Below are 14,649 nucleotides of genomic sequence, written 5' to 3' on the forward strand. Positions count from 1 at the left end.
TTCGGACATGAGCGAATTGGCCGACTGGCTATCGGACACACATCCGGTCACACGAAAGAATGCGGCTGAAGTTGTATTCGACGATATTCGCTCGGCCATCACATCCGGTCGCCTTGCCGTGGGCACCCGCCTGCCCTCTGAAACTCAACTCGCTGGCCGGTTCGGTGTCAGCCGCCCAATCGTGCGCGAGGCGCTGCGGTCACTACAGACACTGGGCCTCACCCAGACCCGGACAGGTAGTGGCACCTATGTCCTGAATGCTTCCCCCGCGAGCGAACTGAATTATGGCGGCTATTCCGCGCGTGATCTGATCGAGGCACGCCCATTCATCGAAGTGCCGGCGGCAGGCTGGGCAGCTTTACGACGCAGCGCCGAACAACTCGCCAACCTGCTTAAACTTTGCGACAAGATGGACCGCCAGACGGACCCACAGAAATGGGAATTGCTCGATTCCGAATTTCACTGCGCGATTGCCGAGGCTTCCGGAAACACGGTCTTCTCCAAGATTGTCGCTGATGCCCGCGAGGCGCTGATCCAGCAATCTGAACTCGTCAACCTGATGTCTGGCCGCCGCGAAGCTTCGAATGTCGAACATCGCCTGATTGTCGAAGCTATTGAGGCGGGATCGGAAACTGATGCCCGCGCTGCGATGGAAGCGCATCTGAGCAAAGTCAAGACTGCTGTAACGACGATCATCGGCAAGGATGAGGTCTGACACCACAATTGCAGGACCACTGCTTTACACAGGATTCGCGCAGATTATTCATGCCAATCTGGCTTGGCGCGGCATTTTCATACCAGATAAGCACATGCCGGTAACACTTTATTCCTGCTGATTTTTTCCCTGCCAGCCTATTTCGGAAATGCATGCGATGCTTCTCATTTGAAGCCGAATACTTGACGCGCGTTCTGCGATATGCGTTAAAACCGGCTTCAAAATCTGTCATGCAGCTTTACAGAATGCCCATCAAATAGGGATGAATTCCATACCCTCATTGAATGACCGGCGGCGCGCCCTAATTGGCCTTTCACGCCGAACGGTCGCCTGTCGAAACCGCGCTCTCAGGGAGGAGCAATGCCGATCGAAACCATGAAGGCCACCCCGGCCGAACGCGAAGTGTTCATTGAAGAGGACCGTGGTTATCACAAAGCCCTGAAACCGCGTCAGATCCAGATGATCGCCATCGGCGGCGCGATCGGAACAGGGCTCTTTCTCGGTGCAGGCGGACGCCTCGCAATGGCAGGTCCGGCCCTGGTCTTCGTCTATGCCCTCTGCGGCTTCTTTGCCTTTCTGGTGCTGCGTGCACTGGGCGAGCTCATCATGCATCGCCCCAGCTCCGGTTCCTTCGTCTCCTATGCCCGCGAATTCTACGGTGAAAAACTGGCGTTCGTGGCAGGCTGGATGTACTGGCTCAACTGGGCCATGACGTCGGTCGCGGACGTAACGGCTGTCGCGCTCTATATGAATTTCTTCAAGCACTATGTGCCGTGGCTGCAAGGCATTGACCAATGGGTGTTCGCACTGACGGCCCTTGTCATCGTGTTGTCGATGAACCTTCTGTCGGTGAAAGTGTTTGGCGAGCTGGAATTCTGGTTCAGTCTCGTCAAGGTCATTGCGCTCGTGACCTTTCTGGTTGTCGGCATTTACTTCGTTGTCTCCGGCACGCCGATTGACGGTCATTCGGCTGGCTTCAGCATCATCACGGATAGCGGAGGCCTTTTCCCGAACGGCATATTGCCTGCATTCATCATCATCCAGGGTGTGGTTTTCGCTTATGCATCCATCGAGTTGCTGGGTACCACAGCGGGAGAAACCGAAGACCCGCGCAAGGTCATGCCCCGCGCAATCCGCACCGTGGTCTTCCGCCTTCTCGTCTTTTATGTAGGTTCTGTTCTGCTGCTCTCGCTGCTTCTTCCCTACACAGCCTATTCTGCTGGCGAGAGCCCGTTTGTGACCTTTTTCGGCAAGATTGGCGTAGAGGGTGCGGATATCATCATGAACCTCGTCGTCCTGACCGCGGTTCTGTCGTCGCTGAATGCCGGGCTTTATTCCACAGGGCGCATCCTGCACTCCATGGCCATTTCCGGCTCGGCACCAGCCTCGCTGGCCAAAATGAACAAGAATGGCGTTCCCTATATGGGCATCGCGGTTACCGCTGTCGTCACTGTCATCGGTGTTGTTCTCAATGCTGTCGTGCCTGCGGCAGCTTTTGAAATCGCGCTTAATCTCTCCGCACTCGGCATCATCACGGCATGGGGTGTTATCGTCCTTTGTCAGCTGAAACTTTGGCACCTTGCGCGTCGCGGCGAAATCGTGCGCCCGGATTTCCGCATGTTCGGTGCACCTTACACCGGCATCCTCACACTCGCATTCCTGCTTGGCGTGCTTGTCCTGATGGCGCTCGACTATCCAGTCGGCACATGGACGATTGCTTCACTGGCAATCATCGGCCCTGCCCTCATCCTCGGCTGGTATATGATGCGTGAACGCATCCATCGACTTGCTACCGAACGTGCTGTAGACGCCAGCATTCCCGGTAAGTGAGAGGATTCGGAAATATGACGCTTGCAAAGCCTTCCATAGCGGTGATCGCCACTGGCGGCACCATCGCCAGCAAGCGTGGGAAAGACGGAGCAAGCACACCGGTCCTGTCCGGTGAGGATCTGCTGGAATTCGTACCGGGCCTTGAAGCGGAGCTTCGCCCGGTCGACCTGATGGCGAAGGATTCTGCAAGCCTCACCCTTTCCGACATGCAGCGCATCAGCGATGCCGTCGGTTCCTGCCTCAAGGATGGCGACGTCGACGGCATCGTCGTCCTGCACGGAACGGATGCCATGGAAGAAACGGCGCTGCTGGTGCATCTGCAGCGCCGCATCAGCAAACCCGTGATTTTCACCGGAGCACAGTTTACCGCCGACCACCCGCAGGCGGATGGGCCGGAAAATCTCGCCACCGCCATTCGGCTTGCCTGCGATCCGGCCAATGCCGACAAAGGCGTCCTTATTGCCTTCGGTGGACGGATCGTACCGGCTTGGGGGGCATACAAGTTCAGCAGCGACAGCGCCGACGCCTTCCGCTCTGCACGTATGATCCCTATCCAGAGCCCGACGCTTCCCGCTCCTGTCGGTGACCGCCGGATCGACACGATTGCCATTTATCCCGGCTGCGATGCCCTCCACATAGAAGCGAGCATTGCAGCCGGTGCCAGCGGCATCGTTCTTGCAGCGCTCGGTTCGGGCAATACCACACCCTGCGTTGTCGAAGCTGTCCGCGAATGCTCGCGCCGCAATATTCCCGTTGCAGTTTCAAGCCGCGTACCGGAAGGCCTATTGACACCCGGCTATGGCGGCGGCGGCGGCGGATATGATCTTGGCGAAGCTGGAGCCATTCACGCACATACGCTTCGCCCGGGTCAGGCGCGCATCCTGCTTGCCGCATTGATCGCGAGTGGCAGCTCAAAGGATGCGATGGTTCACGCTTTCAGCGACGACCGATAAGCAGGTCAACCCGGAAACTGGCGGTAGCATTCTTCCGCCACCTGCCGCAGCCGTTCGCGCGAAATCTCGCCGCTTACTGCATAACCAAGATCGTTGTCGATCCAGTAGAATGTTTCGACACCATCGCTTGAAGCAAAACGGAAACTCGTATCGCGGTTATCCGGATTGCGACCGACGATCACCGAAAGCCGTTTTCCTGCCTCGTCCTCATACATGAAGAAGGCGCCCGCATTGCCGTCAACCGGCAACAGGCGCCCACCGACAAGCTGAAAGCCCAACGAGCGGAGATCGGGAACACGAAGGTCGGGTATGTCGAGCCGTTTGCCAAGCCATGTCGCAAGATGCGCCTCTTCGTTGGAAAAGACCTCAACCGGATGCCGTACTTCGCTGGCATAGATGAGATATGCCGCCTGCGACTGCTGTGGCAGAGTCTGCACGCTCGCCAATTGCGGCTCGGCTTCCGCAAACAGGCGCGCACCTGCAAAGCCGCCTGCGGCGCCGATCAACAAGGCCGCCAGAACCGCTGCGGCAACAGCGCTGCGATAGGTGCGCGACTGGCGTATCCCCGCTGAGCGGATCATTCCGGGATCGTCGTTCTTTGCCTCGGCATAACCGGAAAAGAGTTGCCTGATACCTTCGTTCTGTCTGCGCCATTCGGCAGCCAGCGCCGCCTGCTCGGGGTTGCTTTCAAGAAGCCCGGCAATGCGCGCATGTTCTGCTTCGGACAATTGCCCGTCGACAAAGCCGAGCAGTTCCGCTTCGGTTATGGGAGAATTGCGTTCTGTCATCGGTTTCTCCGAAGCGTTACAATATTCGAGCCGCTCATATGTTCGGCAACGCGATGTCTTGCCCGTGAAAGCCGCGACATGACCGTTCCGACAGGTATGCCCAGCATTTCCGCCGCCTCGCCATAGCTGTAGCCTTCGACGACGATGAGCATCAGCACCGCGCGGTTATCGTCCGGCAGGGTGTTGATCGCCTCTTCAAGCTGCTGCAGCTGGAACGGATCCGTCTCCGTCGCAGCGACACTGACATTTTCAGCGGCATCCAGCGTTTCATGTCGGGTCCGGGCGCGGCTTTTGTAGCCATTGCGATAGAGGTTGGTCATCATCGTGAGTATCCACCCACGCAGATTGAGGCCACGCCACTGGCCGCGCCGCGACAACGCCTTCGCCACGCAATCCTGCAAAAGGTCCTCGCCTTCGGCATCGGACTTGGCAAGGCTACGCGAATAACGCCGCATGACCGGCAGGAGGGCCAGAAGCTGGCCCTCGAAACTTTCGGGAGCGGGATGGCTCACATCGGCCTCATGGCTTTGCTGCGTGCCAGACTCCATTAACGCCGTCTCCGGTGACATCGCCGGGCTTCTTGTCCTTCACCCAGTAATAGAGCGGCATTCCGTCTTTCGCCCATTGCTCGCTGCCATCCTTGCGCTTGACCAGCGTATATGCGCCGGAAGCCTTTGCTCCCTTCATCGCCATGAAGGGCGGCCAGTTCTTCGCGCAAGTATCATAGCAGCTGGATTCACCCTTGCTATCCTTGTCGAAAGTGTAGAGCGTCATATCCTTGGCGCCTGCCAGCACCTGCCCCTTCGAGCTTTCCATCGTCTTGACGGATGGCGCGGCCAGCGCGGCTGACGCCGCCACGGTAGCGATTGCCAGTACGGACATAAAACCAAACGTTTTCATGATCTGCCTCACGGGGTTCCAATCGCGACATGCGATATGGAGATAAGACAATCGACGACCGCGATTTATTCCCGAAGCCGCAAATATTTTTCCGTTCCTGCATCTGAGTGCCATCAAACCCATTGATTAGCAGGTTCTAAACATTATATATAGCTACACATATAATAGATAGCTATACAATGTCTCAGTCAAAACATGATCTCGAAGCGGCTTTCACGATGGAGCTTTCCACGGCCGCGCGCAAAATGCGTAACCTGTTCGATTCCCGCGTCCGGGAACGCGGGCTGACGCTGGCACGTGCCCGCATACTCCTGCTTCTCGCCCAGCAGCGCGACTGGAATCAGCGCGAGCTGGCAGATGCTCTGGAAATCGAGCACCCTTCCGTGGTGCGCCTTCTGGATGGGCTTGAAAAGCAGGGGTTGATCTATCGCGCCGCGGTTGAAAGCGATCGCCGCGCGAAACGTATCGAGCTGACGGGTGAAGCGCAGGCGCAGGTGCGCGAGCTGCAGGAAATCACCCGCAACATTCGGTCGGAGCTCTTGCAAAAGTTCGATCAGAAGTCACTTGAAACTGCCCTTACTGTTCTTCAGGAAATCAGCCAAACGGTGGAAACGACACTCGCGGGGAAAGACCGCTAGAACCATGTCGGAAGAAGACAACGATCAGCAAGGACAACAGGCTTCCCCGGCAAGCCAACCGGCTGCAACGCCTGCCGTTCCGCATATGCCGGTTTACATGTCCGCTATCTACATCGCCGCGTCTGTCCTCATGTGGTCGACGCGCGGTCTCAGCATGTATTTCATCTCGGCCAACACGCAGCAGATACAGGGATCACTCGGCGCAACGCTGACGGAAACCTCGTGGCTTATCGCAGCCTATATGGCTCCCTATGCCAGCCTGACGATCCTTCTCATCAAGATACGCACCCAGTTCGGTCTGCGCCGCTTTGCGGAAATCGCGATTGCCGTTTTCCTGATTTCTTCCCTGCTGCATCTGCTTGTCTATGATATCTGGTCGGCGATCCCGATCCGCTTCATTGCGGGCGCTGCTGCGGCGCCGATCTCGACCATCGGCTTTCTTTACATGCTCGAAGCCTTTCCGCCCGCCAAGAAAATGACTTGGGGCCTCAGCCTTGCGCTCACCTGTTCGGCTGCAGCAGGCCCACTGGCGCGTGTAATCTCACCGCTACTTTTCGATATCGGCCAATGGCAGCAGCTCTATATGGTCGAAATCGGCCTGTCGCTCGCAGCCTTCGCCGTGGTCTATATTTTGCCGATGACACAAGCGCCGCGTGCAAAAGTGTTGCACTGGCTGGATTTCGTCGCTTACGGACTGATTGCCATCGGCTTTGGGCTTCTCGCGGTCGTACTGGTTCAGGGCAAGAACTATTGGTGGTTCGAAGCCCCCTGGATCGGCATATGTCTGGCGATCTCAATCGCTGTTCTTGCCTGCGCTGCCGCAATCGAACTCAACCGCGAGCAGCCGCTGATGAACCTGCATTGGCTGTTCCAACCGGAAATCCTGCGCTTCACGCTGATCCTCTTCATATTCCGCATCGTGCTTGCCGAGCAGACAACCGGTGCGGTCGGCCTCTTTCAGGCATTCGGCCTGCAGGACGGCCAGAGCCGTGGCCTTTATCTCGTCATTCTCGCTGCATCCTTGGCGGGGGGCATTACCTGCGGCATGTGGATGAAGCTTGAACGCGTATCGTTCATCTTCGGGCTGGCGCTGGTCTTCATCGCGGTCGGTGCCTTTCTGGACAGCCATGCCACAAACCTGACCCGCCCGCACAACGCCTATCTCAGTCAGGGCCTGATAGCCTTCGGCGGCGCTCTGTTCCTGCCCCCGGCCATGCTTGCCGGCATCACCAAGGCGCTGAAACAAGGACCGACCTACATGACGAGTTTCATCGTCATCTTCCTGTTCACGCAGAACATCGGCGGTCTTATCGGCTCTGCCGTGTTCAGCACATTCATCGCGATCCGCGAAAAGTATCATTCCGCCTATCTGGTAGAGCAACTGGTCATGTCCAACCCCGTTGTCGCCCAGCGCGTTCAGGCGCTCTCCGGCACCTATGCAAAGGTTCTGGCTGATCAGGGACTGACGAAGGCCGAAGGGCTGGCGCTTCTCGGACAACAGGTCACCAAGGAAGCGACGGTGCTGTCCTATAACGATGCTTTTCTCGCAATCTCCGTCATTGCGGGCCTCTCACTCGTTTGCCTGATCGCCTATCGCTTCTATGAAAACATGCACACCCACCATAACGCTACGGTGGCTGGTTAAATCGACGAGTATTTGAAAATGTCAGTTGGAAAACAGTATATTCGCGGCGGCCTCGCCCTCATCATCGGCCTTGCAGGCGTTCTGATGGTGCTGTGGGCGTGGCAGTTGCCGCCTTTCAAACACACCGTCGAGACAACCGATAACGCCTATGTCCGTGGACAGGTGACGGTTATCAGTCCGCAGGTCGCCGGTTATGTCACCAAGGTCAATGTCAACGACTATCAAACAGTAAAACAGGGCGACCTACTGTTTGAGATCGACAGCCGCAGCTATCAGCAGAAGCTGGATCAGGCGCTGGCCGCACTCAACAGCAAGAAGGCAGCCCTGGCCAATTCAGAACAGAGCCAGCGTTCGGCTGAAGCGACGATCCAGTCGCGGCAGGCACAGATTTCCGGCGCCAAGGCAGCACTTGAGGTGGCCGAAGCCAATGCAAAGCGCGTCGAGGCTTTGCTGCCGCGCGGTGTGACCACGCAAAGTTCTGCCGATACGGCTCACGGCACCCTGCTTCAGGCGCAGGCCTCCGTCGAGGAAGCTCAGGCAGCGCTGGCCGTCGCACAACAGGACCTGCAGTCCATCATCGTCAATCGCGACAGCCTCAATGCCGATATCGCCAATGCGGAAGCAACCGTTGAACTGGCGCGGATCGACCTGCAGAACACCCATATCATTGCACCGCGTGACGGCACACTCGGCGAAGTGGGCGTGCGTCTCGGTCAATATGTGACAGCGGGAACGCAGCTCGTCTCCGTCGTACCGAAGATCAAATGGGTAATGGCGAATTTCAAGGAAACTCAGCTCTACGGCATGAAGATTGGCCAGCCGGTCACATTCACCGTCGATGCGCTGCGTCACGCAGAGCTGAAGGGGCACATCGAAGCCTTCGCGCCTGCTGCCGGTTCCGAATTCAGCGTCATCAAATCCGACAACGCGACCGGCAACTTCACCAAGATCACGCAGCGCCTTTCCGTTCGCATCGCAATCGATGAAGATCAGCCGGATGCGGCACATCTGGCGCCCGGCATGTCGGTGGTCGTCCGTGTCGACACCAATGCAGAGCCAGTTACAAACTAAAACAACCGCAGCTTACGGGCATGAAAAGCCTCGGCGTAGGTCTCAGGTGCACGGCATTCCATGCCGCGTAGCCGGGCAAGCCCGCGAAAGGTTTCCGCGTCAAACCAGTCCTTCGAGCGCTGCGTGCCGAAGTGTTTCATCAACAGGTCGATCTTGCGATCCATGATCGCAGCCGGTAGCGCCGAATAGGCGTTGGGCTGGCCCAGATCGCCATCCCATTTCGGGATTTCATATTCAAGGATCACCTGATCCCGAAACAGGTTCCATGTCAGCTCGTTGACCGTGCGGTGGTCCTGATGCGCATCGCCATGGCGATGAGTAAAGACCATATCCGGCTGCCCTCGCCCGCGCTGTTCGATCAGCCATTGCTTGATCTCACGGCTTTGCGCCGGGAAATAGCTATCCTCGAACGAGGCAAGATGAATGTTGAAACGGTCTATCCCGCGCAGAAAATCGCGCGCGGAAGCCTCTGCCTCCGCGCGCCTTTCCTCGTTTCCCGACAAAACACACCACTCCACATGCAATGGCGTGCCGCTCTCGATCAGGCTCAGAAGCGTGCCGCCGCAACCAATTTCGATATCGTCGGAATGCGCGCCCAGACAAAGCAACTGCAGCGGACGGCTCTGATTTGCGAGCGAGCGCAGATCGATCATAGCGCTATCGCGACATTGGTAGCGCGTCGTTCGGCCTCTTCCGCCTTGTGCCTCTTCCAGGGCATGTCGCCCTTTTCGACCATGTCCTCAAGCGTCTGCCAGTCGCGCAGCGTATCCATCGAGCGCCAGAAGCCCTCATATTTATAGGCCATCAGCTGGTTTTCGGCGATCAGACGGCCGAATGGCTCAAGCACCAGTTCCTCGCCTTCGCGCATATAGTCGAAGATTTCCTTGCGGAAGAGGAAGTAACCGCCATTGATCCAGATATCGGAGGTGTTCGACGTCCGGAAAGCCCGCACGTCGCCGCCTTCGGCAATATCAGCAAGATGATAGGTCAGCGGCGGGCGGACGGCGAGGAAACAGGCAATCTTGCCGCTGGCACGGAAACGTTCCGTCATGTCGTCGAGATCGACATCACTGAGCCCGTCACTGTAATTGGCAAGGAACATATCCTCATTCGCCACATGCGACCGCGCACTCCAGAGCCTCTCGCCGATATTGCGCCAGATCCCCGTATCGAGCAGCGTCACGCTCCAGTCACGATCCACTTCCTCAAGCAATTGCACATTGCGCCCGCCATCGGAAACCACACAGTCCGCGAAGGTCTGCGGGCGGATCGTCAGGAAGAAATCCTTCACGACATTGGCCTTGTAGCCCAGGCACAGAACGAACTCGTTGTGCCCGTAGTCGCTGTAATATTCCATAACGTGATGCAGGATCGGCTGATGGCCGAGCGGAATCATCGGCTTCGGGATGTTCTCCGAATATTCGCGGATTCTGGTTCCAAGACCGCCGCAGAACAGAACGACTTTCATGACTTACCGCTCCTCTGTGAGTAGTGCCGGGTCAATCAACGTGACGTGTGGGATCGGAATGATGAACTTTGCACCCCATTCGACCACGTGCTGCATCTGCCGGATGATCTCGTCCTTGAAGTTCCACGGCAGGATGAGGATGTAATCGGGCCGGTATTTGTCGATCGCCGACACATCGTAGATCGGAATGTGCATGCCTGGCGTGAAACGCCCGTGCTTGTACGGATTGCGATCGACTGTGAAATCCAGGAAATCCGTGCCAATGCCGCAATAGTTCAGAAGCGTATTGCCCTTGCCCGGCGCGCCATAACCGCAGATGCGCTTGCCGGCATTCTTGGCTGCAATCAGGAAGGACAGGAGATCGCGCTTGGTGCGCCGGGTCTTTTCGGCAAACTGCTCATAGGTCGAAATCTCGTTGAGGCCGAAACTCTCTTCGCGCTTCAGAAGGGCGGCCACACGCGGTCCTGCCTTCCGCTTGCTGCTGTTATGCGCAAGATACACCCGGAGCGACCCGCCATGGGTTGACAGTTCCTCCACGTCGATGACCTTCAGGTGATGGCGGTGCGCCATGTACCGGATCGTCAGCAACGAGAAATACGAGAAATGCTCGTGATAGATCGTGTCGAACTGGTTTTGTTCGATAAGATTGGCGAGATGCGGAAACTCCAGCGTAATCACGCCTTCCGGCTTCAGCAACAGCTGCAGACCGCGCACAAAGTCATTGAGATCAGGGACTTGCGCCAGAACGTTGTTACCGATCAGGAGGTCGGCCTTGCGTCCTGTGCCGACCAGTTCGGCAGCGAGCGTCGAACCAAAGAAATCCACGCGCGTCGGCACGCCCTTGGCAATGGCCGTTTCTGCCACATTGGCCGCCGGTTCGATGCCGAGGATCGGGATGCCCTTCGGCAGGAAATGCTGCAGGAGATAACCGTCATTGCTGGCAATCTCGACCACGAAGCTGTTTTCGTTCAGTCCCAACCGCTCGGTTATCTCGTCGCAATAGGTCTTCGCATGGCTGACCCAGCTGGTGGCGAAAGACGAGAAATAGGCATATTCAGTGAAAATCTCGGCAGGCGAGAAATACTCCTTCAACTGCACCAGATAACAATGATCGCAGACAAGCGCGTAGAGCGGGTAGTAAGGCTCCATGCGGTCGAGGCGATCCGCCGTAATGAAGCTTTCGCAAGGCGGCGACATCCCAAGATCAACAAAGGTGTGTTTGAGTAGTTTACCGCACAGGCGACAGCCGGTCTGCTCTTGCGCCATGCTCGTGCTCCGCGAAATATCCGGCGTCTGGATGGTCATACGTCGTTCCTCGCCTCAACGAACCTTCGGACTGGTCCGTTACGGGTTGATGGGGTTGAACTCCGATCCACGTCGGATAATCAAAACTACTAAGCGGCCTAAAAATTGCCGAGACTGTCATCAGGGGCGAGCCGTACATACGATCGGGCGCAACATTCACCGGACGGACTACGAGGAGTAGGTACCCGATCTTCACCCTATGGCGACGTGGGCGTAGGCACCTACCTCATTCGGACAGGTTGGCCTCGCCCGGAAGGCTATTTGGATGCATCGAAGAAACTTCTATCGCCCGATAATCCCGCTGTCAGAATGCGCATGTATGGAAATCGGAGCAAAACATGCGTTTCACTTCGCTCAACATCGATGGCGCCTGGTCTATCGAGCCGGAAAGGCTTGAGGACGAGCGCGGCTGGTTCGCGCGGGTCTATTGCGAAGCCGCCTTCGCGGAGCGACAGATGGAAACACATTTTCCGCAGCACAGCCTGTCTTTCTCACGCGAAGAAGGAACATTGCGCGGCCTTCACTACCAGAACGAGCCACATTCGGAGACCAAACTCGTCACCTGCCTGCAGGGCGTCATCTGGGATGTTCTGGTCGATCTGCGCCCGCATTCACCCACCTACAGGCGCTGGGCCGGCGTGGAACTATCCGCCGAAAACGGCGTCCAGCTCTACATCCCCGAAGGCTGCGCACATGGCTTCCAGACCCTGACATCTGACGTCCTCGTGCGCTACATGATCTCGAAGCCCTATGCACCTGATTATGCGACAGGCTTACGCTATGACGACCCGTCGCTCGGCATACCATGGCCGAACAGGCCCAGCGTCATTTCCGATAAGGATCTGGCCTGGCCGCTGCTTTAGCTCTCCACCAACAAGCCTGCATCGCGGAGCCGGTCTGCGGCATCGGCAAGGGTTGCGAATGGCAGTTTCGCACGTTCTGCCATATCGAGAATGGAGTGCTCGCCATCCGCCAGATTGAGCACCCACAGCAGCGCCATGGCGTTTTGCGCGGCGCGACTGTCTCCGCCCATGTTTCCATAAAGGCCACGCCGCCCGAGCTGCGGCTCCCCCTTTGGCGACGTGTTCAGCGGAAGCCAGTTTCGCTCAGCAATTTCAACAGCCTGCAAGACCATGTTGAACGATTGCTCAAGATAGTCCGGTTTGATGAAATCGAGATTGTCGGCTGATGTGTGATATTCCGGAAAGGTGGCATAAAGACTGCGCTGGAACATACCGACTGGCAGGTTGAATCCCGGAGAACAGAACTGGCGCTCATCATAGCCATAGGGCCAGAAATCATGAAGCGTCGCATTGGTACACTCGGCAAGAACATGGCCCATGATGCGATCAATCTCCGCATCACTGCGACGGCTGCGCTTGTAATTCGGCCCGCCAGCATCGCCGACGCAAGACAGGACCAGCCCGTGCCGGACCAGCCCCAGTTGCTCTTCATTCTGCTTTAGCCATGCAAGAGCGCCGAAAGTCGCCGGGCCGAAAAGCAGCCGATAGGTCAGGCGCGTGCGCTGTGATTGCAGCACTTCGCCAAGACGCGCCAGCAGCGCCAGCCCGGAACAATTGTCGTTGGCCAGCGACGGGTGGCAAAGATGAGCCGACAGGATGAACGTCTCGTCGGTTTCCCCCCGGTGAATGAACTCGCCGAAGGTCAGAAAACCGTCGCGGCGCTCCGCATCGATCACGACATCATAGTCGCCGTCCTGCATCGACAGAAACCCGTTATGCGTCATGCAGAAGCCCCAGCCCTCCGCATGGTAACAGGTGCGATAGGGAATGAGGTCCGGCTGGTCGGGCAGTGTATGAATATGCTCCTTCAACGCGCTGAGCGGTATTCGCGCCCGTACAGGCACGCTGAAATTCACCACATGCAGATTATGCCGGGCAAAGTCGACAATACGCCTGCCGTTCATATCCGCGATATAGGCCTCACGGATGATCCATTCCTGCGGCGCTTTCCAATCATAAAGCGGAGTGCCGGTTGGAACCTGATGAACCGTCAGCGGCAGATGGTCCCCGATGATGGCAAGCGTTTCACGCACGCCATCACCGGCGAGACTGCGGCAGACTGGATAGAGGCGGGCAGCAAGATCGTAGATGGCCATCCCGTTCGACAACGGCGGAATGGCAATTTCAATGCCCCTGTGCCCTGCCCCCGTATCCATCACGCCGTTGCCCGAAGCGGTTGCGGTTCATCGTCGGCGCGCCGCAGATCGGCATCCAAGACCCCTTCCGCAATCAGCTTGCGAATATGCGCGATGCGCTGGAAGCGCGGGCCCTCAAACTCCTCAAGTGTCAGCGTCGAGCGGCTATAGGCGGCAAGCAGTTCGCGTGTACCAGCAACGGCATCCCATTCCGGTTTTGCCTCTGGCAGCACCCGCGCCAGCTTTTCAAAACTGACGCGATAGGAACGCGTATCCGGTCCGGCATCATCCGCATATTCAATACGGCAATCGGGAACATTGTCGGCGACAATGCCCGCAATGTCGCGGATGCGGTAGTTATGCTCCGTCGAACCGACATTGAAAGCTTCGTTCCAGACTTTTTCGCGCGGTGCTTCCATAGCCGCCATGAAGGCGCGGGAAATATCGCGGATATGCACGATGGGTCGCCATGGCGTGCCATCCGATTTGAGATAGATCAGCCCCTTCGTCACCGCCCATGCCACGAGATTGTTGAGCACTATGTCGAAGCGCAGGAAAGGCGAAACACCGTAAGCCGTTGCTGGACGCAGATAGACCGGGCAGAAGCTTGCATCCGCCAGTTCCCGGATCTCCTGTTCCGCCCGCACCTTGGACCGGCCATAGGCCGTTACCGGTTTCAACTCTCCAGTTTCGTCGATCAAATCAGCATCGCTGATGCCGTAATTGCTACAGGATGATGCAAACAGAAAACGCCCGACACCTGCCCGTTTGGCCGCTTTCGCCACGGCGACACTTGCCCGGTGATTGATGTCGTAGGTCAATTCCTCATTGAGATTACCCAGCGGATCATTGGAGAGTGCGGCTAGATGAATGACCGCGTCAAACCCCTCCAGATCGCGCGGCGACACATCGCGCACGTCCTTTCGGATGGTCGGCACGTTCATAACGGCACCGCCTTCTTCAAAGAGGCAATGTTCGTAAAGGCCGATGTCATAGCCGGACACTTCATGCCCCGCATTCATGAGGACCGGTACCATGACCGATCCGATATAGCCCTGATTGCCCGTAACCAGTACTTTCATGTCCGACTCCTCAAGCTTTGATAAATGCATGTTAGCCAGAGAGGACAGGAGCGACGACTTGACCGAAGGCATGCCCGATTAGGACAAGCGTTTATG

General features: G+C 57.4%; 15 protein-coding genes. 7 read left to right on the forward strand and 8 right to left on the reverse strand.

Going from position 1 to position 14,649, the window contains the following annotated elements; genetic code table 11:
* The first annotated feature begins 7 nt into the window (after positions 1 to 7).
* The 3 genes from FG152_RS14595 (at position 8) to FG152_RS14605 (ending at position 3,498) form a co-directional block, all read left to right on the forward strand.
* Positions 8 to 715, forward strand: a complete 708-nt coding sequence (locus FG152_RS14595) for a FadR/GntR family transcriptional regulator (RefSeq protein WP_010658599.1) — start codon at positions 8 to 10, stop codon at positions 713 to 715.
* A gap of 360 nt (positions 716 to 1,075) precedes the next feature.
* The gene (locus FG152_RS14600; protein WP_010658598.1) at positions 1,076 to 2,545 is read left to right on the forward strand and encodes an amino acid permease; all 1,470 of its coding nucleotides are present in this window, start codon (positions 1,076 to 1,078) and stop codon (positions 2,543 to 2,545) included.
* Between the two features lie 14 nt (positions 2,546 to 2,559).
* A complete protein-coding gene (locus FG152_RS14605) occupies positions 2,560 to 3,498 on the forward strand; it encodes an asparaginase (protein ID WP_010658597.1) in 939 nt (312 codons plus the stop codon).
* A gap of 5 nt (positions 3,499 to 3,503) precedes the next feature.
* Here FG152_RS14605 and FG152_RS14610 read toward each other — a convergent pair whose 3' ends face one another.
* From FG152_RS14610 to FG152_RS14620, 3 genes are read right to left on the reverse strand one after another with little or no spacing between them, the layout of a single operon-like run.
* On the reverse strand, positions 3,504 to 4,286 hold the full coding sequence (locus FG152_RS14610; RefSeq protein WP_010658596.1) for an anti-sigma factor family protein: 783 nt from the start codon (positions 4,284 to 4,286) through the stop codon (positions 3,504 to 3,506).
* A complete protein-coding gene (locus FG152_RS14615; protein WP_010658595.1) occupies positions 4,283 to 4,834 on the reverse strand; it encodes an RNA polymerase sigma factor in 552 nt (183 codons plus the stop codon). The genes FG152_RS14610 and FG152_RS14615 overlap by 4 nt, the downstream gene beginning before the upstream one ends.
* Positions 4,806 to 5,186 (reverse strand): COG4315 family predicted lipoprotein, encoded by a 381-nt coding sequence (locus FG152_RS14620; RefSeq protein ID WP_012092824.1) that lies wholly within the window; start codon positions 5,184 to 5,186, stop codon positions 4,806 to 4,808. The genes FG152_RS14615 and FG152_RS14620 overlap by 29 nt, the downstream gene beginning before the upstream one ends.
* A gap of 179 nt (positions 5,187 to 5,365) precedes the next feature.
* Here FG152_RS14620 and FG152_RS14625 point away from each other — a divergent pair, with 179 nt between their 5' ends.
* The 3 genes from FG152_RS14625 to FG152_RS14635 are packed head-to-tail and all read left to right on the forward strand — an operon-like array spanning position 5,366 to position 8,540.
* Positions 5,366 to 5,824 carry a MarR family winged helix-turn-helix transcriptional regulator gene (locus FG152_RS14625; RefSeq protein WP_010658593.1) on the forward strand — a complete coding sequence of 153 codons (459 nt, stop codon included), beginning with the start codon at positions 5,366 to 5,368 and terminating at the stop codon, positions 5,822 to 5,824.
* A gap of 4 nt (positions 5,825 to 5,828) precedes the next feature.
* A complete protein-coding gene (locus FG152_RS14630) occupies positions 5,829 to 7,469 on the forward strand; it encodes an MFS transporter (protein WP_010658592.1) in 1,641 nt (546 codons plus the stop codon).
* 18 nt (positions 7,470 to 7,487) lie between these two features.
* On the forward strand, positions 7,488 to 8,540 hold the full coding sequence (locus tag FG152_RS14635) for an HlyD family secretion protein (RefSeq protein ID WP_010658591.1): 1,053 nt from the start codon (positions 7,488 to 7,490) through the stop codon (positions 8,538 to 8,540).
* Here FG152_RS14635 and FG152_RS14640 read toward each other — a convergent pair.
* The 3 genes from FG152_RS14640 to FG152_RS14650 are packed head-to-tail and all read right to left on the reverse strand — an operon-like array spanning position 8,537 to position 11,313.
* The gene (locus FG152_RS14640) at positions 8,537 to 9,193 is read right to left on the reverse strand and encodes a PIG-L deacetylase family protein (RefSeq protein WP_010658590.1); all 657 of its coding nucleotides are present in this window, start codon (positions 9,191 to 9,193) and stop codon (positions 8,537 to 8,539) included. The genes FG152_RS14635 and FG152_RS14640 overlap by 4 nt on opposite strands.
* Positions 9,190 to 10,008 carry a sugar phosphate nucleotidyltransferase gene (locus tag FG152_RS14645; protein ID WP_010658589.1) on the reverse strand — a complete coding sequence of 273 codons (819 nt, stop codon included), beginning with the start codon at positions 10,006 to 10,008 and terminating at the stop codon, positions 9,190 to 9,192. The genes FG152_RS14640 and FG152_RS14645 overlap by 4 nt, the downstream gene beginning before the upstream one ends.
* Before the next feature lie 3 nt (positions 10,009 to 10,011).
* The gene (locus tag FG152_RS14650) at positions 10,012 to 11,313 is read right to left on the reverse strand and encodes a class I SAM-dependent methyltransferase (protein ID WP_010658588.1); all 1,302 of its coding nucleotides are present in this window, start codon (positions 11,311 to 11,313) and stop codon (positions 10,012 to 10,014) included.
* 338 nt (positions 11,314 to 11,651) lie between these two features.
* Between FG152_RS14650 and rfbC the strand changes: the two genes are divergently transcribed.
* Entirely contained in the window at positions 11,652 to 12,176 is a 525-nt protein-coding gene (gene rfbC / locus FG152_RS14655) for a dTDP-4-dehydrorhamnose 3,5-epimerase (RefSeq protein WP_010658587.1), read from the forward strand.
* Here rfbC and FG152_RS14660 read toward each other — a convergent pair.
* Positions 12,173 to 13,492, reverse strand: coding sequence for a DUF4910 domain-containing protein (locus FG152_RS14660; protein WP_010658586.1), 1,320 nt, complete (start codon positions 13,490 to 13,492; stop codon positions 12,173 to 12,175). The genes rfbC and FG152_RS14660 overlap by 4 nt on opposite strands.
* Positions 13,492 to 14,553 (reverse strand): NAD-dependent epimerase/dehydratase family protein, encoded by a 1,062-nt coding sequence (locus tag FG152_RS14665; RefSeq protein ID WP_010658585.1) that lies wholly within the window; start codon positions 14,551 to 14,553, stop codon positions 13,492 to 13,494. The genes FG152_RS14660 and FG152_RS14665 overlap by 1 nt, the downstream gene beginning before the upstream one ends.
* Positions 14,554 to 14,649 lie beyond the last annotated feature (96 nt).

The sequence above is a fragment of the Ochrobactrum sp. XJ1 genome (assembly GCF_024701725.1).
GTDB classification, from domain to species: Bacteria; Pseudomonadota; Alphaproteobacteria; order Rhizobiales; family Rhizobiaceae; genus Brucella; species Brucella anthropi.